The 22,328-nt window shown below is 61.1% G+C and carries 13 protein-coding genes; 8 read left to right on the plus strand and 5 right to left on the minus strand.

Features of this window, described 5'->3' with window-relative positions:
- The first annotated feature begins 36 nt into the window (after positions 1-36).
- Complete coding sequence (locus J2Y90_RS22355) at positions 37-2,532, plus strand: fimbria/pilus outer membrane usher protein (RefSeq protein ID WP_253503367.1); 2,496 nt, start codon at positions 37-39, stop codon at positions 2,530-2,532.
- A gap of 1,508 nt (positions 2,533-4,040) precedes the next feature.
- Here the strand turns inward: J2Y90_RS22355 and J2Y90_RS22360 are convergent.
- The 3 genes from J2Y90_RS22360 to J2Y90_RS22370 form a co-directional block, all read right to left on the minus strand.
- On the minus strand, positions 4,041-7,715 hold the full coding sequence (locus J2Y90_RS22360) for a translocation/assembly module TamB domain-containing protein (RefSeq protein WP_253503371.1): 3,675 nt from the start codon (positions 7,713-7,715) through the stop codon (positions 4,041-4,043).
- A complete protein-coding gene (locus J2Y90_RS22365) occupies positions 7,712-9,439 on the minus strand; it encodes an autotransporter assembly complex protein TamA (RefSeq protein WP_253503375.1) in 1,728 nt (575 codons plus the stop codon). Before J2Y90_RS22365 ends, J2Y90_RS22360 begins: the two co-directional genes overlap by 4 nt.
- Positions 9,440-9,505: 66 nt before the next feature.
- Positions 9,506-10,156 carry a GNAT family N-acetyltransferase gene (locus J2Y90_RS22370; RefSeq protein ID WP_042609196.1) on the minus strand — a complete coding sequence of 217 codons (651 nt, stop codon included), beginning with the start codon at positions 10,154-10,156 and terminating at the stop codon, positions 9,506-9,508.
- 306 nt (positions 10,157-10,462) lie between these two features.
- Here J2Y90_RS22370 and xthA point away from each other — a divergent pair, with 306 nt between their 5' ends.
- Positions 10,463-11,275, plus strand: coding sequence for an exodeoxyribonuclease III (gene xthA, locus J2Y90_RS22375; protein WP_253505297.1), 813 nt, complete (start codon positions 10,463-10,465; stop codon positions 11,273-11,275).
- A gap of 154 nt (positions 11,276-11,429) precedes the next feature.
- The gene (locus J2Y90_RS22380) at positions 11,430-12,764 is read left to right on the plus strand and encodes a substrate-binding domain-containing protein (protein WP_253503379.1); all 1,335 of its coding nucleotides are present in this window, start codon (positions 11,430-11,432) and stop codon (positions 12,762-12,764) included.
- Positions 12,765-12,913: 149 nt separating this feature from the next.
- On the opposite strand, the gene J2Y90_RS22385 is transcribed toward J2Y90_RS22380, so the two are convergent.
- A complete protein-coding gene (locus tag J2Y90_RS22385; protein ID WP_253503382.1) occupies positions 12,914-14,143 on the minus strand; it encodes an acyl-CoA dehydrogenase in 1,230 nt (409 codons plus the stop codon).
- 171 nt (positions 14,144-14,314) lie between these two features.
- On the opposite strand from J2Y90_RS22385, the gene J2Y90_RS22390 reads away from it, so the two are divergent.
- The 3 genes from J2Y90_RS22390 (at position 14,315) to J2Y90_RS22400 (ending at position 16,883) form a co-directional block, all read left to right on the plus strand.
- Positions 14,315-15,244: a LysR family transcriptional regulator gene (locus J2Y90_RS22390; protein WP_016775308.1), complete on the plus strand. Its 930-nt coding sequence runs from the start codon at positions 14,315-14,317 to the stop codon at positions 15,242-15,244.
- Between the two features lie 197 nt (positions 15,245-15,441).
- Entirely contained in the window at positions 15,442-15,837 is a 396-nt protein-coding gene (locus tag J2Y90_RS22395; RefSeq protein WP_137214773.1) for a MerR family transcriptional regulator, read from the plus strand.
- A 146-nt stretch (positions 15,838-15,983) separates the two neighbouring features.
- A complete protein-coding gene (locus J2Y90_RS22400; RefSeq protein WP_253503386.1) occupies positions 15,984-16,883 on the plus strand; it encodes a hydroxymethylglutaryl-CoA lyase in 900 nt (299 codons plus the stop codon).
- A gap of 657 nt (positions 16,884-17,540) precedes the next feature.
- Here J2Y90_RS22400 and J2Y90_RS22405 read toward each other — a convergent pair.
- Positions 17,541-19,238, minus strand: a complete 1,698-nt coding sequence (locus J2Y90_RS22405; protein WP_253503389.1) for an AMP-binding protein — start codon at positions 19,236-19,238, stop codon at positions 17,541-17,543.
- Positions 19,239-19,533: 295 nt separating this feature from the next.
- Here J2Y90_RS22405 and J2Y90_RS22410 point away from each other — a divergent pair, with 295 nt between their 5' ends.
- Positions 19,534-20,697 carry an isovaleryl-CoA dehydrogenase gene (locus J2Y90_RS22410; protein ID WP_041068789.1) on the plus strand — a complete coding sequence of 388 codons (1,164 nt, stop codon included), beginning with the start codon at positions 19,534-19,536 and terminating at the stop codon, positions 20,695-20,697.
- A 12-nt stretch (positions 20,698-20,709) separates the two neighbouring features.
- Entirely contained in the window at positions 20,710-22,317 is a 1,608-nt protein-coding gene (locus tag J2Y90_RS22415; protein WP_253503392.1) for a carboxyl transferase domain-containing protein, read from the plus strand.
- The last annotated feature ends 11 nt before the right edge of the window (positions 22,318-22,328 follow it).

Consider the following 22,328-nt stretch of genomic DNA (forward strand, 5'->3'; position numbering starts at 1 on the left):
CGTTAGTTCGTATCGGAGGTGATATAGGGTTCCTGCATGTTTTTACTCAAGCGCGATGGCCTGGCGCCGTTTTCGGTTGCTCTGGTATTCAGTACCACCTGCCTGGCCGACGGCGACGAACAATTCAATACCTCGTTTCTGCAAGGCGCGACATCCGCCCTCGACTTGCAATCGCTGCTCGCTGGCAGTCGCGTTCTTCCCGGCACCTATCGCGTTGATCTGTACGGCAACGACATGCTGGTGGGCCGCCGCGATATCGACTTCCGCCGCCTCCCCGACAGCAACAAGGTCGAAGCCTGCCTGACCGTGGACATGCTCAAGCAACTGGGCGTGGACCTCAGCAAGTTGCAGGCCAGCGGCAAACTCGACGTCGCCGACGCGGACGCCTGCCTCGACCTGCCCGCGCTGATCGATCACGCCACCGTGCGCTACGACGTGCCGCGCCTGCGTTTGCTGGTCAGCGTGCCGCAAAGCGCCATGGAGCGTGGTCGCCGTGGTTATGTCGATCCGGCACTGTGGGACGAAGGCGTACCCGCAGCGTTCATCAACTATCAGGTGAGCAGCAATCGCAACAGCAGCGACGCCGAAACCACGTTTGCCAACAACATCGGCCTGCGCAACGGCATCAACCTCGGCGGCTGGCGCTTGCGCAACGAGTCCAACTTCAGCAGCAGCACCGGGCGGCCGAGCACGTTCAAGAGCAACCGCAGTTATCTGCAACATGACGTCACCGCGTTGAAGGGCCAGTTCAGTGCCGGCGATATTTTTTCCGACGCCGACCTGTTCGACAGCGTGCGCTACCGCGGCTTGAAACTGGCCTCCGACGACGGCATGCGCGCCGACAGCGAGCGCGGTTATGCGCCGGTGATTCGTGGCATCGCGCAATCGAGCGCCACCGTCGAGATTCGCCAGAACAATTACATTCTGTACACCGCCAACGTGCCGCCCGGGCCGTTCGAGATCAGCGACATCTACCCGAGCGGCTCCAACGGCGATCTGGAAATCACCGTGATCGAAGCCGACGGTCGGCGCCGAGTGACGGTCCAGGCATTTTCCAGCCTGCCGATCATGGTTCGCGAAGGGCAACTCAAGTACAGCGTTTCGGCGGGCCGCTACAACAGCAACAGCGATGACCAACAGACGCCGGAATTTCTCAGCAGCACGGTGGCTTATGGCGTCAGCAGTAATCTGTCGGCAATTGTCGGTACTCAGGCCACCGAGAATTTTCAGGCACTGTCAGTCGGCGCCGGGCGCAATACGGCGATCGGTGCGATCTCGCTCGACCTGACCCATTCCAACAGCCGTACCTTCGGCCGCACCGTCAAGGGCAACAGCTTGCGCGCGCTGTACGCCAAGACCTTCACCGGGACCGACACCAATTTCACCCTCGCCGCCTACCGTTATTCGACCGAGGGCTATCGCACCTTGAGCGAACACGTCGAGGAGCTGAGCCGTGACGGCGAGCAACGCACCGGCAATTCGAAAACCCGCACCGACCTGACCGTCAACCAGAGCCTGGGGCGCAACCAGCAGTTCGGCAGCATCTACCTCAACGCCAGCGACCAGCGCTACTGGGGACGCGGCGGTTCGCAGAGCCTGTCGGCCGGTTACAGCAATTATTGGGGCGAAGTCAGCTACAACCTCAGCGCCACCCATACCAAGGATGTCGGCAACTACGGCCCGGCGAACAACGACACTCTGCTCAACCTGTCGCTGTCGTTTCCGCTGGGCTCGAAACCCCGCGCGCCACGGGCATTCGTTTCGGCCAGTTCGCAGAAGGACAACAGCAGCACCCAGGTCGGCATCAACGGTTATCTGGCCGAAGACAGCGACACCTATTACTCGGTGCAGGGCGGCAACAGTCGCACCGGCGGCAGCACGGGCTCGGCCAACCTCAGCACGCGAACCTCGGTGATGGACATCAGTGCCGGTTACAGTCAGGGCCGTGGCTACAACTCGCAGAATCTCAATGTTGCCGGTTCGATTGTCGGCCACGCCGGTGGCATCAACCTCGGGCAGACCGTCGGTGAGACGTTCGCGCTGGCGCAGGTCGAGGGTGTCGAAGGCGTGAAGATCGCCAGCTTCTCCGGGGCGAAAACCGCTGGCAATGGGTATGCCGTGGTGTCCAATGCGCAACCGTATCGGGTCAACTGGATCAGCCTCGACACCCGCGATCTGGGCGGCGATGTCGAAATCGAAAACGCCACCCAGCAAGTGGTGCCGCGCCGTGGTGCGGTGGTGCTGGCGCGCTATGCGAGCAAGACCGGACGCCGGGTGCAGTTCTCGCTGTTCGATGCGCAGCACCAGCCGATTCCGTTCGGCGCCGCGCTGGAAGACGCCGCCGGCAAGCAACTGGCGATCTCCGACCCGAGCGGCAAGGCCCTGGCCCTGGTCGAAGACGACGCCGGCACCTTGACCATCAAGTGGCAAGGCCAGCGCTGCGAGGCACCCTATGCGCTGCGGGAGCGCGACAAGGCGTTGAACTACGAACGCGCCTCACTGGTGTGCCGCCCGGACCAAATGCAGGAGTGAGCCTGTTCGCGATGAGGCCATCAGCTCCAGCATCATCATCGACTGGGAAGAAGCTTTCGCGAGCAGGCTCACTGCTACAAGAGCAAGAGCAAGAGCAAGAGCAAGATCAAAAGATCGCAGCCTTCGGCAGCTCCTACCGTGATCGCGCCAACCATGGGGCCGAGTGTCAGCTCGCCTGCTCTTGATCTTGATCTTGATCCACGGGCGACGTCGGAAGGCTGAGTGAAGGGATTGATCCGGGCGTGGGAGCGCAGCGACCGTACGACGCAGTCGTACACAGCGCAAGGAGGTGCAGCGAAGCAAACCGGAGCCGCTGCGCCCGGATCGGTCCCGCAGCGAAGGAACCCGAGCCTGCGAGGGCCGAACGCAGGAGCAAGCCTTTTGGGTTACCTTTTTGCTGGGCCGGCACTCCGGCGTTTGAAAAAGGTGACCCGCCGTAAGGGCGGAACCCTAAGCAGCCGTTACCGCAGCAACGGATATGTACCCGGTCAAAATAACCCCACCGCCTGAAAAAAAGCCTTCGCGAGCAGGCTCACCCCTACAAAAGCAGAAGCAAGAGCAAGAGCAAAAGATCGCAGCCTTCGGCAGCTCCTACCGTGATCGCGCCAACCATGAGGCCGAGTGTCAGCTCGCCTGCTCTTGATCTTGATCTTGATCCACGGGCGACGTCGGAAGGCTGAGTGGAGGGATTGATCCGGGGGTGGGAGCGCAGCGACCGTTCGACGAAGTCGAACACAGCGGGAGGAGGTGCAGCGAAGCAAACCGGAGCCGCTGCGCCCGGATCGATCCCGCAGCGAAGGAACCCCGAGCCCGCGAGGGGCCGAACGCAGGAGCAAGCCTTTTGGGTTACCTTTTTGGCGTTTGAAAAAGGTGACCCGCCGTAAGGGCGTAACCCTAAGCAGCCGTTACCGCAGCAACGGATATGTACCCGGTCAAAATAACCCCACCGCCTGAAAAAAAGCCTTCGCGAGCAGGCTCACCCCTACAAAAGCAGAAGCAAGAGCAAGAGCAAAAGATCGCAGCCTTCGGCAGCTCCTACCGTGATCGCGCCAACCATGAGGCCGAGTGTCAGCTCGCCTGCTCTTGATCTTGATCTTGATCCTCCAGCGACGTCGGAAGGCTGAGCGGAGGGATTGATCCGGGCGTGGGAGCGCAGCGACCGTACGACGCAGTCGTACACAGCGCAAGGAGGTGCAGCGAAGCAAACCGGAGCCGCTGCGCCCGGATCGATCCCGCAGCGAAGGAACCCCGAGCCCGCGAGGGGCCGAACGCAGGAGCAAGCCTTTTGGGTTACCTTTTTGGCGTTTGAAAAAGGTGACCCGCCGTAAGGGCGGAACCCTAAGCAGCCGTTACCGCAGCAACGGATATGTACCCGGTCAAAATAACCCCACCGCCTGAAAAAAAGCCTTGGCGAGCAGGCTCACTCCTACAGGGGGGAAACGCATTCCAACTGTGGGAGCGAGCCTGCTCGCGAAGGGCGCGACTCGGTTGAAATGAGCAGGTGCGCTCTAGAAATCCCGCTTGTAGAAAATATCCAGCGAACTCGCCACGCCGCTTGCTGCTTCGACGTAGACCTTCTTGCTCAGCTTGTAGCGCAAGGCGATGGTGCTGGCCGGTTCGAAGACGCCGACGCCGTAGCGCAGGCTGAGTTTCTCGGAGATGTTGCCGCTGGCGACGACGCTGGTGTCGTTGCCGCTGCCCTGGGTGTCGAGCTGGAAATCCTCGATGCCCAGATCCTTGGCCAGACCACTGGTGACCCCGGCGCTGCCCATCAAGCCCAGGCCCAGCGCGGCTTGGGCGAGCATGTTGTTGTCTTCGCCGTTGGTGCTCAGCGGACGGCCCAGCACCAGGTACGACAGCGCCTGCTCCTGACTCATCGCCGGTTCGGAGAAGATCTGCGTGGTCGGCTGTTCGGCGCTGCCGCTCAGGCGAATGCCGGCAATGACGTCGTCGGTCTGGCGGATCGCTTCGATGTCCAGATACGGCTGGTCGATGGGACCTGCGAACAACAATCGCGCACGGCGCACTGTGAGGCGCTGACCGTAGGCGCGATAGCGGCCGTCGTTGAGCCACAGTTCGCCACGGGTGTCCATGTTGTCGCCGATGTGCACCTGACCTTGCAGGTTGGCGGTCAGGCCGAAACCGGCGAAGCTCAGCTTGTCCTGGCCGACGATCACGTCGATGTCCATTTTCATCGCGATCGGTGGTTTGCCCTCCTCGGTCTGCGCACCAACGATGATGGTGTCGTCGGAGACTTTCACCGTTGATGGCGGCAATTCGCGCACGGTGATTTCGCCTTTCGGCACCAGCACCTTGCCGGCAACCTTCAGCTCATCGCCGGCCATGGAAATCTTCAGATCCGGGGCCATTTCCAGTTTGGCGTAGGGTTCGACACTGACCGGCAATTGCGTGCCCTTGAGCGCCAGATCGACCACCAGCGCCTGCCCCCAGGCGACGTTGCCGTTGAGGCTGCCCCGGCCAGTGTTGCCGCTGTTCCAGCCGCCGTCCAGACGCACCGATTCGCCGGCAATCGCTGCGGTCAGTTGCAGGTTCTGCAGCTCCATCGGCAGTTCAGCGCCGGACACTTCGCCGTCGCTGAGCTGCACGGTGCCGTTGACCAGCGGCGCGAGCAGGCCACCGGACAGCGTGCCGCTGCCGTTGAGCCGGCCGGTGAGTTTTTCCACCATCGGTACAAACGGCCGCGCCACCGACAGGTCGAGGCCGGAAAGGCGGAACGAGCCGCTCAGCGGTTTGTTTTTCGGCAACGGATTGAGCTGCGCCTGCACCATCAATTCGCCGAGTTTGCCGCCGATGAAGTTGAGTTCGGTGTCGACGCGCTTGGGCGTGAGTTTGCTGCTGAGTTTGAGCGTCTGATAGGGGAAATCCAGCCAGCGATCCTTGTCGCGCACGCGCAGGGTGCCGCCGCTGGCATCGACACTGACCACGCCGTTCGGGCCGCTGGCCGGCAGGTCCAATTGCAGATCGGCGTTGAGCCGGCCCTGCCAGGCGAAGTCCTTGGGCAGCCATTGCGCGAGGCTTTCGATCGGGAATTGCTTGAGGTGATAACGCAGTTTCGGCTCGGGCATCAGGCGCTGATCTTCACCGCACAGGCTGGCGTTGCCGGACAGCCAGCAATGCGCGCCGAAATTGATCTGGCCGTTCGCCAGGCGCTCTAGCCTCGCCGGGTTTTGCAGTTTCCAGTCCTGGCCACCGGCCTGAATATCGCCGCCGGCCAAACGACCGCGCCAGTTGCCCTTGTCCAGATTGCCGTCCAGTCCCAGCGCCAGTTTCAGCTTCGGCCCGGTCAGGTCGAGGTTGAGTTTCTGGCTTTTGATATCGCCCTGAGCACTGGCGGTCAGGGTGCCCAGCGAGGTGTCGCCGGTCTGAATGCCGCTGCCTTTGAGATTGATTTTCGCTCGTTGCGCACTGTCGAGGGTGGCGTCGAGGTTGAGGCTTTGCAGGCGATTATCCTGAAAGGCCAGTTGCGAACCTTGCAGATCGAGCTTGCCCTGTGGCGCCTTCAGCGTTCCAGCGACGTTGACCTGACCGTTGACCTGCCCGCGCAATTGCGGCCATAGCTGCGCGAGACGCGGCAGCTTGATATCGATCTGCCCGCCGAGCTTGTCCTGCAGGCTGCCCTTGCCGCTGATGCTGTTATCGCCGAGGCGGATTTGCAGGGCATTGAGGTTCCACCGCTCGCCCGCGCCGTCAGCCTTGGCTTGCAGAATCGCCGGTTGGCCGCGCAGTTTGCCTTTGAGATCGAGGTCGGCGCTGAGGCTCAGTCGCTCATTCTTCATCTCGCCTTTGCTCTTCAGCGGCCCAGCCAGCGTGCCCGGCAGTTCCGCGACCCAGTACGCCGGGTTGAGCGCCGACAGATCCAGCGCGGTATCCCAGGCGATGCCGTCGGCGAAGCGCACATTCACGTGCCCTTCGGCCCTGCCCTGCCCGGCCTGCATGATCAGTTGCGGCAAGGCGATCTGTTCCAGACTGCCGCTGAACGGACTGCTCAAGGTGAACGCCCCGGCCGGGCCATCCAGCGCGGCGTCGAAGTTGCCGAGGTACTGACCGTCGGTGTAGGACACTTCGCCAGTGAAAGTACGCAACGCGACTTGCGGCTCGTCGATTTCCGGATAGAGCCGATGCCACGGGAAGTCTTGCCAGTTAATATTGGCCTGGGCGCTGAGGCCTTTGCTCCAGTCGACATTGCCGGTGAGCTTGAGGCTTTGCTTGTCGGTGGCGTTGAGATCGAGCCCGGCGATTTGCGCGCCGCTGGCGTCGACCTTGCCTTTGAGCAGCAGCGCCACTGGCGATTTTTCCGCGGGCAGCGTGGCGTTGCCGAGTAGTTGGTAACCGTTTTTCAGGTCGCCTTCGCCCGTGAGTACAAGCTGATTGAATTGCAGGGTGTCCGGCAGATCGGCGCTCGGCTTGAACGCGTCGCTGGTGATGCGCACCTTGGCCGGCAGGTTTTCCGCCAGCGCTTGCAGTTCGCCGCTCAACTGGCCGTCGAGGTAGCCACGACTGTCGGCGTGCAGGTTGAGGGTTTTCAGCAGGTCGCCGTCGACTTTCAGCGCCAGCGTCCACGGCTCGCTGCCAGGAGCGGGCAAAGTCAGATCGCCCTGAATTTTCAGCGGCCAGTTGCCGCTCGGTTGCAGCAGGCCGGACAGGTTCAGGCTGAGCTCGTCGCGCTGCAATTTCACGCTGTCGATCTGCAGACCCTGAGCGGTCCAGTGCGCCGCCAGTTGCAAGCCCTTGAGCTGTTCGCTGCCGTTGAACAACAGGCTACCGACCTCGACATCGCCCAGCTCAATGGCCAGCGGCAATTGCAGATCGGGCAGTTTGATCGGGCCGCTCTCGGTGATTTCTTCGCTCGGCGGGAATTGCAGGATCACCTGATCGGCCTTGAGCTGATCGATGCACAAGGTCATGCGCGTCAGGCACAGCGGCGACCAGGCGAAGATCGCCCTGTTCAGCTCGACACGGCTTGTGTCCTGCTGCCACACCAAATGATCGGCGCTCCATTGGCCACCGAGGCGACCGTGGAAATTCTCCACGCTCAAACCCGGCACCAGCCCCAGCGCCCAGCGGCTACCCGCCTGCGTACCGAGCAGCGCGGCGAGGCTCAAGACGATCAATACGACCAGCGCCAACAGCGTCAGCGCCGTTATTTTCACACCACGCTTCACAGCTCAGGCCCCATGGAAAAGTGCAGCCGGATGCCGCCGTCGTCGTCCAGCGCATGAGCGAGGTCGAGGCGGATCGGCCCGACCGGCGAGACCCAGCGCACACCTACGCCGACCCCGGTCTTGAGGTCGGGCAGTTCGAGTTTGTTGAAAGAGTTGCCCTGGTCGACGAAGGTCGCGACCCGCCATTTCTCGGCGATCGAATATTGATATTCGACGCTGCCGGCAATCATGTAGCGACCACCGATGCGGTCGCCGTCGGAGTTTTTCGGCGACAGGCTCTGGTAGTCGTAACCGCGCACGCTCTGATCGCCACCGGCAAAAAAGCGCAGCGACGGCGGAATCGAGTTGTAGCCATTGGTGGCGCTGCCGCCAACCTGCACGCGGCCGAGCAAGCGGTGCTTGTCGAACACCGTTGTCAGGCCTTTGACCTGCGCGGTGCCGTATAAAAGATTGTTGTCCGAACCCAGGCCTTCTTTGGCCACTTTGCTTTCGAAGCTCAGGCGATAGCCGTTGCGCGGGTCGATGCGGTTGTCGCTTTTGAGGTAGGAATAACTGATGCCGGGCATGAGCAACGTGCTCAGGCCGGAGTCGTCGCCCAGTTCGTATTCCTCGCGCTGCCACTTCAGCGAGATCACCCGCTGCCAGCCGCTGGGCAACTTGCTGTGCCACTCCGGGCCGAAGGTCAGCAGCTTGCTGAGGGTGTCGGAACCTTCGATGTCCTCGAACTGATAGCCGCCGGCCCAGCGCAGTTTGTCAGTCAATGGCGGGTCGAGCGGGATGTCGTAGAACAGCCCGACGTTCTGCCGGGGCGCCGAGAGTTCGGCCTCCCAGCCGTAACTGTCGCCCTGCGGGTTGACCCAGTGGCGCGTCCAGTTGGCCTTGATGCGCGGGCCGACGTCGGTCGAGTAACCCAGGCCCAGGCCCATGGTGCGCGGCTTGCGCGTGTCGAGTTTGACCTCGACCGGAATCACATCGTTTTTCGCTGCGGTCGGCGCGGCGTCGACGCGCACGCCTTCGAAATAGCCGCTCGATTGCAGGTCGCGATTGAGTTCGGCAATCAGCTCGGAATCGTACGGTTCGCCTGCCTTGAACGGCACCATGCGTTGCAACAGGTCTTCGTCGAACGGCGTGTCGCCCTCGAAGCTGACTTTGCCCAGCGCATAACGCGGGCCGCTGTCGTAGATCAATTCGATGTCGGCGACACCCGCGCGCGGATCGACCATGAGTTTCTGGCTGGTGAAATGGCCGCTGAAGTAACCGAAGCGCGAGGCCTGATTCTGGATTACCCGTTTGGCGTCTTCGTAGCGGCCATGGTTGAGTACCGCGCCGGATTTGAGCAGGTCGCTTTTCGGTACGCGAAAGGATTTCAGCGAGGCCGCCGGACCGTCGACACGCACGGTGACGTTGCGCAGGCGGATCGGTTCGCCGGGGTCGATGTTCAGCACCAGACGCGGTTTTTCCCCGCCCTTGACGTCACTGTCGATCTGCGGCTGGTAGTAGCCCAACGCCTGCGCCGCTTTGCGCGCCTGCTCTTCGGCGCCGCGACTGAAGCGCAGCAAGGCTTCTTCGTCGCGATCGCCGAGGCTGCCGATATAGCCTTCTATATTGGCCTTGAGTTCATCGTTGGACGGCTTGATCCGTACATCCAATTCACTTTGCGCCAGCGCCGCGCAGCTGGATAACAGCATCAGCACGCCGCTGGTAAATCTTCGTGGAAACTTCATAGGCGCGGATGCTATCACGGGCTCGGGAGCCTGATAGAACAGGTAATTTGTGAAGAAGTTCGATCATTACCCCGTGGCTGTTTGTAACACCTGCGGGTTGGCGTGGAAAAATACGTGTTCGCGCACCGGCCCGACGGCAACCTCGCCGATCTCCTGATAACCCTGCCTTTTATAGAATTCCAGGTAGCGGGGGTTGCCGGTATCGAGCACCACGCCTTGCGAGGTCTCATCCACCGCGCACCAGTTGTGCACGGCGGTGAGCAACTGTTCGCCGTAGTGCTTGCCCTGAAACTGCGGATGTACGCCGAGCAGTGGCAGCATGTGCACCGAGTCACCGGGCACGCATGCAGCAACGGCATCGTGATATTCCAGATAACGCCGGGTGCAGCGAAACCCGGTGCTGAGCACCATGCGCAACCGCCACGCCCAGCTTTCCGTCACCCCCAGGCGCCGTTGCGGCGGCGCGATCAGGGCGATGCCGATCAAGCGATCGTTGACCAACAGGCCGATCGCCGGCAGGTCCTGGAGAAAATGCTGTTTGACCAACTCGCGCACCGTGGCGCGTACGCGTTGTTCGTAGCCGGGACGTTCGGCTTCGAACAGGTAGCCGAAGGTCGGCTCGTGGCGATAGGCCTGATACAGCAACGAGCGGGCTTCGCGCGAGTAGCCGCGGTCGAGCATGTGGATGGCGGCGCTGGCGAACTGGGTTTCAGGCATGGCAATGATTCTCTCCGGGGCGCGCTCGGAGGCTGGCGCGCTTGTTGGTACGAACCTTTTGACGGTGGCGTGGTTCCCTCACAGGTTAGACCAGCCCTGGATCTTCATCGAATGTGAGGGCGCTATCGCGAGCAGGCTCACTCCTACATTTTGGAATGCGTTCCCCTGTAGGAGTGAGCCTGCTCGCGATAGCGTCATCACTAACAACATAAATCCCACAGGCCAAAATGATTTCTCCCACACTGGCCCATCTCCCCCATGTCAGCTAGCATCGCCCTTTTGCCAGGACTGCCGACCATGCCGACCATGAAGATCGTTTCCTTCAACATCAACGGACTGCGTGCCCGTCCGCATCAGCTGGCAGCGCTGATCGAAAAACATCAGCCCGACGTGATCGGCCTGCAGGAAACCAAGGTTCACGACGACCAGTTCCCCCTCGAAGACATCCGCGCCCTGGGCTATCACGTGCACTTCCATGGCCAGAAAGGTCATTACGGTGTCGCCCTGCTCTCGCGCAACGAACCGATCGCCATTCATAAAGGCTTCGCCACCGATGAAGAAGACGCGCAGCGGCGCTTTATCTGGGGCACTTTCGCTGATGCCAATGGCGTCCCGGTGACGATCATGAACGGCTATTTCCCACAGGGTGAAAGCCGTGACCACCCGACCAAATTCCCTGCCAAGCAGCGTTTCTACAGTGATTTGCAAGCGCTGCTGGAGAGCCAGTTCCACAACGAACAGCCACTGGTGGTGATGGGCGATGTGAACATTTCCCCGGAAGACTGCGACATCGGCATCGGCCCGGACAACATGAAGCGCTGGCTGAAAACCGGCAAATGCAGCTTCCTGCCGGAAGAGCGCGAGTGGATGGCGCGCCTGAAAAACTGGGGCCTGACCGACAGCTACCGTCACCTCAATCCCGACGTGAGCGACATGTTCAGCTGGTTCGACTACCGCAGCCGTGGTTTTGAAGACGAGCCCAAGCGCGGCCTGCGCATTGACTTGATTCTGGCTTCCCATGGTTTGCTGCCACGGGTCAAGGATGCCGGTGTGGACTACGAACTGCGCGGCATGGAAAAGCCATCGGACCATGCACCGATCTGGCTTGAACTGAGCTAAAAGCAAAAGATCGCAGCCTTCGGCAGCTCCTACATTTGGAATGCATTTCCCCTGTAGGAGCTGCCGGAGGCTGCGATCTTTTGATCTGTCATATTTCGGTCACGCGCCTGACTTAATCTCCCCGGCAATCCCCTTGGCTTGATTCGGTGCCGGCATGACCCTGCGTGTTCTCTGCGTTTTCCTGTTGAGTGGCTGGCTGTCGGTCTACGCCGCCGCCCTGCCGATCCCCGAAAACGGCCCGGCATTGCGCATTCAGGGTTCCAACACCATCGGCGCCGAACTTGGGCCGGCGCTGGTCGAGGGCTTGTTACAGGAACAAGGCCTGCTGAAAATTCACCGCGAAGTCCCGGACACTGCCAACGAACAGCGCATCGTCGGCCAGACCGCACAAGGCCAACGCGTAGTCATTGAAGTCGCCGCCCACGGTTCCAGCACCGGTTTCGCTGCGCTGAAAAACACCAGCGCCGATCTCGCCGCTTCTTCCCGGGAGATCAAGGACAGCGAACTGCTCGCCCTGCAAACCCTCGGCGATCTGAAAAGCCCGGCGGCCGAGCAAGTCATCGCCATCGACGGTCTGGCAATCATCCTCAACCCGGCCAATCCGCTACAGCAGCTGGATACCGAACAACTGGCGCGGATTTTTGCCGGCGAAGTGAAAACCTGGGAAGACCTTGGTGGCCGTGGCGGCGCCATACATCTATATACGCGGGATGATCAGTCGGGGACCTACGACACGTTCAAGGAACTGGTCCTGAGTCGGCGTGGGAAAAGTCTCAGCAGTACAGCGAAACGCTTTGAATCCAGCGAGCAATTGTCCGACGCGGTCAGCGCCGATCCGCAGGGTATCGGCTTCATCGGCTTGCCTTACGTACGTCAGGCCAAAGCTGTGGCAATCACCGATGGTGCGTCGCAAGCGATGTTGCCGCTGAACAGTCTGATCGCTACCGAAGACTATCCGCTGTCGCGGCGCCTGTTCTTTTATCTGCCGCCCGACACCCGCAACCCGTGGGCGCAGGCCTTGGCCATGTTCGCGCAGAGCCCACAGGGCCAGGCGATCGTCGCCGCCAGCGGTTTTGTCAGCCAGACCGTGCAAGCCATGAGCGTGGCGCCGAATGCGCTGATGCCCGAGGGTTATCAATCCCTCAGCCGACACGCCCAGCGTCTGACAGTGAATTTCCGTTTTGCCGAGGGTAGCGCGAGTCTGGACAACAAGGCGCGGCAGGATCTGGCGCGGGTGCTCGACTATATAAAGCGCAACGGCAAGACCGAGCGCGCGGTGACCCTGGTGGGTTTTGGTGACCTCAAGGATGACCCGGCGCGAGCCGATCTGCTGTCGAAGCTGCGGGCGATGGCGGTGCGCCGCGAGTTGGTCAGAAACGGTGTGGTCATGCGCGAAGTACGCGGTTTCGGCGCGCTGATGCCGGTGGCGACCAACAGTGCGGATGAGGGAAGGATCAAGAACCGGCGGGTTGAGGTTTGGGTGTATTGATCCTGACGCCTGATCGTTCCCACGCTCCGCGTGGGAACGCATCCCGTGACGCTCCGCGTCACAGCGGACGCAGAGCGTCCATGGCGGCATTCCCACGCAGAGCGTGGGAACGATCAGACTGGGGGGAATGTGAATGAGGCGACGCGGTGTTACTGGCCGCTGCGCAACATTTCCTTCGGCACATACTTGCCGATCTCGAACTTGCCGATCGCCGCGCGGTGCACTTCGTCCGGGCCGTCGGCCAGGCGCAGGGTGCGCTGCATGGCGTACATGTAAGCCAGCGGGAAATCGTTCGACACCCCTGCTCCGCCGTGCATCTGGATGGCCCGATCGATCACTCGCAGGGCCACATTCGGCGCCACAACCTTGATCTGTGCGATCTCGCTTTTCGCCACCTTGTTGCCGACGGTGTCCATCATGTACGCCGCTTTCAACGTCAGCAGGCGGGCCATGTCGATTTCCATCCGCGAGTCGGCGATCTTGTCGATATTGCCGCCCAGACGCGCCAGCGGTTTGCCGAACGCGGTGCGGCTCACCGAGCGTTTGCACATCAGTTCCAGCGCACGCTCGGCCATACCGATCGAACGCATGCAGTGGTGAATCCGCCCTGGGCCAAGGCGACCCTGGGCGATTTCGAAACCGCGTCCTTCACCGAGCAGGACGTTTTCGTACGGCACCCGCACATTGTCGAACAGCACTTCGGCGTGACCGTGCGGTGCATCGTCGTACCCGAACACCGGCAGCGGCCGGACGATTTTCACCCCGGACGTGTCGACCGGCACGAGGATCATCGAGTGCTGGGCGTGACGCGGTGCGTCGGGGTTGCTCAGGCCCATGAAAATCAGGATTTTGCAGCGCGGATCGCAGGCGCCGGAGGTCCACCATTTTTTGCCGTTGATCACCCACTGATCGCCATCGCGCACGGCGCTGGCGGCCATGTTGGTCGCATCGGAAGACGCGACGTCAGGCTCGGTCATGGCGAACGCCGAACGGATCTCGCCGCGCAGCAGCGGTTCGAGCCAGCGTTGTTTCTGTTCTTCGTTGGCGTAACGCACCAGCACTTCCATGTTGCCGGTGTCCGGCGCCGAGCAGTTGAACGGCTCCGGCCCCAGCAGGGAACGGCCCATGATTTCCGCCAATGGCGCGTATTCGAGGTTGCTCAGGCCAGCACCCAGTTCGGACTCGGGCAGAAACAGATTCCACAGCCCTTCAGCCTTCGCCTTGGCCTTGAGCTCTTCCATGATCGCGGTCGGCTGCCAGCGATCGCCCTCGGCAACCTGGCGTTCGAACACCGCTTCGGCCGGGTAAACGTAAGTGTCCATGAACGCGGTCACGCGCTCACGCAGTTCTTGCACCTTGGGCGAATAAGCGAAATCCATGGGTAGTTACCTTCTCGGGCAGAGGTTGTTCAAGTCATGCAATCGATGCTAGAACAGCGCTGATAATTTACCTAGCCTATTCTCGGCGTGTATAAACATTCATCACCGATATATGATCGGCTGATCGTCAGCCGTTAAAACACCGCCTTTAATAACAAGAGAAGCCGCGTTATGAACCTGAGCAAGGTCGACCTCAACCTTTTCATCGTCTTCGACGCGATCTACACCGAAGCCAACCTGACCCGCGCCGGGCAGATTGTCGGCATCACCCAGCCGGCGGTGTCCAATGCGCTGGCGCGTTTGCGCGAAACCTTCAACGACCCGCTCTTCGTGCGTACCGCTCAGGGCATGGTGCCAACGCCGATGGCACAGAACATTATCGGCCCGGTGCGCAACGCGCTGTCGCTGCTGCGCGTGTCGGTGCAGGAAAGCCGCATCTTCAACCCGGCGCAGGCAGTCAAGACTTACCGCATCAGCATGACCGACCTCACGGAGGCAATCATTCTGCCGCCGCTGTTCCAGCGCCTGCGCCGCCTGGCGCCGACGGTGATCATCGAAAGCTTTCTGTCCAAACGCCGGGAAACCACCAAGGAACTGGCCGCCGGGCGTTTGGATTTCGCCGTGGATGCGCCGCTCAACACCGACCCCCAGGTGCGCCACGTCAAGCTGATGGACGACCGTTACGTCTGCGCCATGCGCAAGGGCCATCCGATGGCGGGCAAGGAAAAACTCAGCCTCGATGATTATCTTTCGCTGACGCACATCCATATTTCCAGCCGCCGCAGTGGTCTGGGTTATGTCGATCTGGCGCTGGGCAAAATGGGCATCCAGCGCAAGATCGCCCTGCGCTCGCAGCACTACCTGATGGCTTCGCAAGTGATGCAGCAGACCGACATGGTCATGACCGTGCCGGAACGCTTCGCCCGCCGTCATGATTTGCAGTCGTTCAATTTGCCGGTGAATGATGTGCCCTCGGTGGAGACGCACTTGTACTGGCACGAAAGCACCGACCAGGACCCGGCCAACCGCTGGATGCGCGAACAGATGATCGAGTTGTGCCAACAGGTGACGGCGCAGGAGAAGAAGCTGGAGAAGGTGTAGGGCTTTTTACTGCGTAATCGTTCTTCGCGAGCAGGCTCGCTCCCACATTCGACTGCATTCCTTCCGATGAAATGCAATTCAATGTGGGAGCGAGCCTGCTCGCGAAGAGGCCGGCAAACGCAGCGAGGATCTTGATCCTTGACGTAAACGTAAACCACCGATTAGCTTAGCGCCATGCCCCTTTTCCGAGCGCTTTCATGAGCAGTCAGACTTACAGCATTTCCGATCTCGCCCGCGAGCTGGACATCACCACCCGGGCGATCCGTTTTTATGAAGAGCAAGGCCTGCTAAGCCCCGAGCGTCGTGGCCAGGAACGTATCTATTCGCCGCGCGACAAGGTCACGCTGAAGCTGATCCTGCGCGGCAAGCGCATCGGTTTTTCCCTGGCCGAATGTCGCGAACTGATCGAGCTCTACGACCCGTCAGGCGGCAACACCAAACAGCTCAACAGCATGCTGGCGAAAATCAGCGAACGCCGTGAACAGCTTGAACAGCAGCTGCTGGATATCGAACAGATGAAGCTGGAACTGGATACCGCTGAAGAGCGCTGCGTTCAGGCGCTGGAGCAGACGCTTAAAAGCCAGGCGGTCTAGCAAACACTGGCGCCCCTGTGGGAGCGAGCCTGCTCGCGAATGCATTCTGTCATCCAACGTTGACGGTGACAGATCCACCGCTTTCGCGAGCAGGCTCGCTCCCACAGGGTTCTTCGTGAACTCAAAAAAACAGGCAGGTCCCGCCCATGTCCCTCCCCTCCCAAGTACGCCTGATCGAAGTCGGCCCGCGCGATGGCCTGCAGAACGAAGCCCAGCCGATCAGCGTGGCTGACAAAGTACAACTGGTCGACGCACTGAGTGCCGCCGGGCTCGGCTATATCGAAGTCGGCAGTTTCGTTTCGCCCAAGTGGGTGCCGCAGATGGCCGGTTCGGCCGAGGTGTTCGCTCAGATCCAGCGCAAGCCTGGCGTCACCTATGGCGCGCTGGCGCCGAACCTGCGCGGCTTTGAAGACGCACTCGCCGCCGGGGTCAAGGAAGTCGCGGTGTTCGCTGCGGCCTCCGAGGCGTTCTCGCAGCGCAATATCAATTGTTCGATCAGCGAGAGCCTGGCGCGGTTTGCGCCGATCATGGAGGCGGCGAAACAACACGGCGTTACCGTGCGCGGTTACGTTTCCTGTGTGCTGGGCTGCCCGTATGAAGGCACCGTTGCGCCGGAGCAAGTGGCGGTGGTCGCGCGCGAACTGTACGCGATGGGCTGCTACGAAGTGTCGCTGGGCGACACCATCGGCACCGGCACGGCGGGCGCGACCCGGCGCCTGTTCGAGGTGGTCTCGGCGCAGGTGCCACGGGACAGACTCGCCGGGCACTTCCATGACACCTACGGCCAGGCCATGGCCAACATCTACGCCAGCCTGCTCGAAGGCATTGCAGTGTTCGACAGCTCTATCGCCGGCCTCGGCGGCTGCCCGTACGCCAAAGGCGCGAGCGGTAACGTCGCGACCGAAGACGTGGTGTACCTGCTCAACGGCCTGGGCATCGAGACCGGTATCGACCTGGACGCCTTGATCACCGCGGGCCAGCAGATCAGTTCAGTGCTCGGCCGCCCAACCGGATCGCGAGTGGCGAAGGCGCGCAGCGCGCAGTGAGGTGTTACCGCTGGGTCAGTGGTGTGGGCAAAAGCGAGTAACACGGAAACAAATTGTCTGGCTTTGCCCAAGGCTGAAAAATACTGAAAATCGTAACCACTTGATTTACAAGGCATTTCTAAAGTTGGCACGACACCTGCTATCTCTATCGCATAACAAGAATAAAAAGCCGCAAACCAATAAAAACAAGACGAAACGACTCTGACATAACAAGAACAACACGGCAGAGACGCAGCTAACAGATTTTTTTGGAGAAGGTGTGCTTTTCAGGGTGCTCTCAGGAGTGACCCGCAACCGGGCAGAGAACAATAAAACTACCTTCAGGTAGCTCCCGAATCGGTTGGATCGTTTGACGAGAAAGCAGATCAGCGCTCAAAAAAATACGTTTGCTCTTGACCCCGGATGGGGGTCGCCAAAAAGCTGTACAGGGCCACGGTTGCCAAAAACAACAACAGACCGACCCTCAATAATAAAAAGAGCACGCAACGACAAATTAAAGGGGAGCCTCGGCTCCCCTTTGTGCTTTCTGTGATTCGTCTCTCTATCACTGCATCCCTGTGGGAGCGAGCCTGCTCGCGAAAACGGTGTGCCAGACACATTTACGCTGAATGACACACCGCATTCGCGAGCAGGCTCGCTCCCACAGAAGTTTTGTGGTTATCGGTCGATTGTTTTCAGCTCTTCGATACTGATCTCACGCATCCTGAATTTCTGGATCTTCCCCGTCACCGTCATCGGAAACGCGTCAACGAACTTGAAGTAACGCGGTGTCTTGAAGTGCGCGATGCGCTCCTTGCACCACGCTTGCAGCTCAAGCTCGGAGGCGCTGTGGCCGGGGTGGAATTTGATCCAGGCGACGATTTCCTCACCGTAGCGCGAGCACGGAATGCCGATTACCTGCACGTCCGCCACCGCCGGGTGGGTGAAGAAGAATTCCTCAAGCTCACGGGGATAAACGTTCTCGCCACCACGAATGATCATGTCTTTGTTACGCCCGGCGATGTTGACGTAGCCCTCTTCGTTCATGCTCGCAAGATCGCCGGTGTGCATCCAGCCCGCTTCATCGATGGCTTCGGCGGTGGCCTGCGGGTTGTTCCAGTAGCCGAGCATCACGCTGTAACCGCGCGTGCACAATTCGCCGATGGTGCCGCGTGGCACGATGTTGCCAGCGGCGTCGATGATCTTGCTTTCCAGTTGTGGCTGAGTACGGCCGACCGTGGTCACGCGCAACTCCAGCTCATCCGCCGGCCCCGTTTGCAACGACACCGGGCTGGTTTCGGTCATGCCATAGGCAATCTGCACTTCGCTCATGTGCATTTCGTTGATCACCCGGCGCATGACCTCGATCGGACAAGTGGCGCCGGCCATGATCCCGGTGCGCAGGCTCGACAGGTCGAAAGCCTGCCGCTGCGGCTGATCGAGCATGGCGATGAACATGGTCGGCACACCGTACAGCGCCGTGGCCTGTTCTTCGGCCACCGCTTGCAGGGCCAGCGTCGGATCGAAGGCGTCGTTGGGGTAAATCATCGTGCTGGCGTGGGTGACGCAACCGAGATTGCCCATGACCATGCCGAAGCAGTGATACAGCGGCACCGGAATCACCAGACGATCGGCAGCCGTCAGCCCGAGGCTTTCGCCGACCATGTAACCGTTGTTGAGAATGTTGTAGTGACTGAGGGTCGCGCCCTTGGGGAAACCGGTGGTGCCGGAGGTGTACTGGATGTTCACCGGCTGATCGAAATGCAGGCTGTCACTGCGTTCGCGCAGTTGATCGGGTGAGACGCCGGCGGCCAGATCGCTCAGTTGCGCCCACGGTAAAAAGCCGCACGGCGGATTTGCGTCGAGGCTGATCACGCCGTGCAAATCCGGCAGACGTTCACTGCGCAGGTGACCGATGGCGTGCTCGGCCAGTTCCGGCGCCAGGCCCTGGAGCATTTCGTGATAATTCGAGGTTTTGAACGCTCCGGCACAGACCAGCCACTGGCAGCCGGACTGCTTGAGCACATATTCGAGTTCGGAACTGCGGTAGGCGGGATTGATGTTGACCAGGATCACGCCGATCTTCGCCGTGGCGAACTGGGTGATGCACCACTGCGCGCAATTCGGCGCCCAGATGCCGAGGCGATCGCCGGTCTGCAAGCCCAGTGCGAGCAAGGCTCTGGCCTGCTCATCCACCGCGTCGGCCAGTTGCCGCCAGGAGTAGCGCAACTGTTGATGGCGCACCACCAGCGCCTCGCCGTCCGGGTGTTGCGCGACGGTCTGATCGAAGCGCTGACCGATAGTCATCGCCAGCAGAGCCTTCTCCTGAGAGCCACGGCTGTAGCTAGGCTGCGGGTTTGCACTGGGTTGATCCATGACGACCCCTATTGTCTTTATTAGTGGGTGTATCGAAGGTCCCCTGTAGGAGTGAGCCTGCTCGCGATAGCGGTGTGTCAGCCGACGCAAGTATTGACTGGAATACCGCTATCGCGAGCAGGCTCACTCCTACAGAAAGCTCTCCGTTTTCAATCCTGAACTGTCCTTACTCTCGCCCAAGTTGACGCTTACGTAAAGCCGATTGACAGTCGAACTGTGGAAGCTTTACGTTAACGTAAAGCTGAACGCCGATTCGTCGTGCGCTCCACCCGATAAAAAAGCCAAAAGGTGCCCCATGAGCTATCCATCCCTGAACTTCGCCCTCGGTGAAACCATCGATATGCTGCGCGATCAGGTGCAGTCCTTTGTCGCCGACCAGATCGCCCCGCGTGCCGCGCAGATCGACCACGACAACCTGTTCCCCGCCGACATGTGGCGCAAATTCGGTGATATGGGCCTGCTCGGCATCACCGTGCCGGAAGAGTACGGCGGCGCGGGCCTGGGTTATCTGGCGCACGTGGTGGCGATGGAAGAAATCAGCCGTGGTTCGGCATCAGTGGCGCTGTCCTACGGCGCGCATTCCAACCTCTGCGTCAACCAGATCAACCGCAACGGCAATCACGAACAGAAAAGCAAATACCTGCCGAAGCTGATCAGCGGCGAACACGTCGGCGCCCTAGCGATGAGCGAGCCCAATGCCGGTTCCGACGTGGTCTCTATGAAGCTGCGTGCCGACAAACGCGGCGACCGCTTCGTCCTTAACGGCAGCAAGACCTGGATCACCAACGGCCCTGACGCCAACACCTACGTGATCTACGCCAAAACCGATCTGGAAAAAGGCCCGCACGGCATTACTGCGTTCATCGTCGAGCGTGACTGGAAAGGCTTCAGCCGCAGCAACAAGTTCGACAAGCTGGGCATGCGTGGCTCCAATACCTGCGAGTTGTTTTTCGATGACGTCGAAGTGCCGGAAGAGAACATTCTCGGTGTGCTCAACGGCGGCGTGAAGGTGCTGATGAGCGGTCTCGATTACGAACGGGTGGTGCTTTCGGGCGGTCCGACCGGGATCATGCAGTCGTGCATGGATCTGATCGTGCCGTACATCCACGACCGCAAGCAGTTCGGCCAGAGCATCGGCGAATTCCAGCTGATCCAGGGCAAAGTCGCCGACATGTACACCCAACTCAACGCCAGCCGCGCCTATCTGTACGCGGTGGCCCAGGCCTGCGAGCGCGGCGAGACCACGCGCAAGGATGCTGCCGGGGTGATCCTCTATACCGCCGAACGCGCCACGCAAATGGCCCTCGACGCGATCCAGATTCTCGGCGGTAACGGCTACATCAACGAATTCCCCGCCGGGCGCCTGCTGCGCGACGCCAAACTCTACGAAATCGGCGCCGGCACCAGCGAAATCCGCCGCATGCTGATCGGTCGCGAACTGTTCAACGAAACCCGCTAAACGGAGCTGACCATGGCAACCCTGCACACTCAGCTCAACCCGCGTTCAGCGGAGTTCGCCGCCAACAGCGCGGCGATGCTCAAACAGGTCGACGCGCTGCACACTTTGCTCGCCCAAGTGGCGCAGGGTGGCGGTGCCAAAGCCCAGGAACGCCATACCTCGCGCGGCAAACTGCTGCCACGTGAGCGCATCAACCGCCTGCTCGATCCGGGCTCGCCGTTTCTCGAAATCAGCCAACTCGCCGCCCATGCCGTGTATGGCGAAGACGTGCCGGCCGCCGGGGTGATCGCCGGAATCGGTCGCGTCGAAGGTGTGGAATGCATGATCGTCGCCAACGACGCGACGGTAAAAGGTGGCTCGTATTACCCGCTGACCGTGAAAAAACACCTGCGCGCACAGACCATCGCCCAGCAGAATCGCCTGCCGTGCATTTATCTCGTGGATTCCGGCGGCGCCAATCTGCCGCGTCAGGACGAGGTATTTCCCGATCGCGAGCACTTCGGGCGGATCTTTTTCAATCAGGCCAACATGAGCGCCATGGGCATCCCGCAGATCGCCGTGGTCATGGGTTCGTGCACCGCTGGCGGCGCGTATGTGCCAGCGATGGCGGACGAAGCGATCATGGTGCGCAACCAGGCGACGATTTTTCTCGCCGGCCCACCGCTGGTGAAAGCCGCGACCGGTGAAGTGGTCAGCGCCGAAGACCTGGGCGGTGCCGATGTGCACTGCAAGACTTCCGGCGTGGCCGACCATTACGCCGAGAACGACGAACACGCCCTCGCTCTCGCCCGCCGCAGCGTCGCCAACCTCAACTGGCGCAAGCTCGGCGAGGTGCAGCAGCGCACGCCGATTGCGCCGCTGTATGCCAGCGACGAGTTGTACGGTGTGGTCCCGGCCGACGCCAAGCAGCCTTTCGATGTGCGCGAGGTGATTGCACGGTTGGTCGACGGCTCGGTGTTCGATGAATTCAAAGCGCTGTTCGGCACCACGCTGGTTTGCGGTTTCGCTCACTTGCACGGCTACCCGATCGCGATCCTGGCGAATAACGGCATCCTCTTCGCCGAAGCCGCGCAGAAAGGCGCGCACTTCATCGAGCTGGCCTGCCAGCGCGGCATCCCGCTGCTGTTTCTGCAGAACATCACTGGCTTCATGGTCGGCCAGAAATACGAAGCCGGCGGCATTGCCAAGCACGGCGCGAAGCTGGTTACCGCAGTGGCCTGCGCCAAGGTGCCGAAATTCACCGTGATCATCGGCGGCAGCTTCGGCGCCGGCAACTACGGCATGTGCGGTCGCGCTTACGATCCGCGTTTTTTGTGGATGTGGCCGAACGCGCGGATCGGCGTGATGGGCGCCGAACAGGCCGCCGGTGTGCTGGTGCAGGTCAAGCGCGAACAGGCCGAACGCAGCGGTCAGGCGTTCACTGCTGAGCAGGAGACCGAGATCAAGCAGCCGATTCTCGACCAGTACGAAGAGCAGGGTCACCCCTACTACTCCAGCGCGCGGCTGTGGGACGACGGCGTCATCGACCCGGCGCAGACCCGCGATGTACTGGGCCTGGCCTTGTCTGCGTCACTGAACGCGCCAATCGAACCGAGCCGCTTCGGCGTGTTCCGGATGTGATGGGGAGAACC

The sequence above is a fragment of the Pseudomonas koreensis genome (assembly GCF_024169245.1).
GTDB classification, from domain to species: Bacteria; Pseudomonadota; Gammaproteobacteria; order Pseudomonadales; family Pseudomonadaceae; genus Aquipseudomonas; species Aquipseudomonas koreensis_F.

Excerpts from the sequence above, each read along its gene's own strand:
- J2Y90_RS22355 (WP_253503367.1), top strand. The coding sequence starts at position 37 with ATGTTTTTACTCAAGCGCGATGGCCTGGCGCCGTTTTCGGTTGCTCTG.
- J2Y90_RS22365 (WP_253503375.1), bottom strand. The coding sequence starts at position 9,439 with ATGAAGTTTCCACGAAGATTTACCAGCGGCGTGCTGATGCTGTTATCC.
- J2Y90_RS22370 (WP_042609196.1), bottom strand. The coding sequence starts at position 10,156 with ATGCCTGAAACCCAGTTCGCCAGCGCCGCCATCCACATGCTCGACCGC.
- xthA (WP_253505297.1), top strand. The coding sequence starts at position 10,463 with ATGAAGATCGTTTCCTTCAACATCAACGGACTGCGTGCCCGTCCGCAT.
- J2Y90_RS22380 (WP_253503379.1), top strand. The coding sequence starts at position 11,430 with ATGACCCTGCGTGTTCTCTGCGTTTTCCTGTTGAGTGGCTGGCTGTCG.
- J2Y90_RS22385 (WP_253503382.1), bottom strand. The coding sequence starts at position 14,143 with ATGGATTTCGCTTATTCGCCCAAGGTGCAAGAACTGCGTGAGCGCGTG.
- J2Y90_RS22390 (WP_016775308.1), top strand. The coding sequence starts at position 14,315 with ATGAACCTGAGCAAGGTCGACCTCAACCTTTTCATCGTCTTCGACGCG.
- J2Y90_RS22395 (WP_137214773.1), top strand. The coding sequence starts at position 15,442 with ATGAGCAGTCAGACTTACAGCATTTCCGATCTCGCCCGCGAGCTGGAC.
- J2Y90_RS22400 (WP_253503386.1), top strand. The coding sequence starts at position 15,984 with ATGTCCCTCCCCTCCCAAGTACGCCTGATCGAAGTCGGCCCGCGCGAT.
- J2Y90_RS22405 (WP_253503389.1), bottom strand. The coding sequence starts at position 19,238 with ATGGATCAACCCAGTGCAAACCCGCAGCCTAGCTACAGCCGTGGCTCT.
- J2Y90_RS22410 (WP_041068789.1), top strand. The coding sequence starts at position 19,534 with ATGAGCTATCCATCCCTGAACTTCGCCCTCGGTGAAACCATCGATATG.
- J2Y90_RS22415 (WP_253503392.1), top strand. The coding sequence starts at position 20,710 with ATGGCAACCCTGCACACTCAGCTCAACCCGCGTTCAGCGGAGTTCGCC.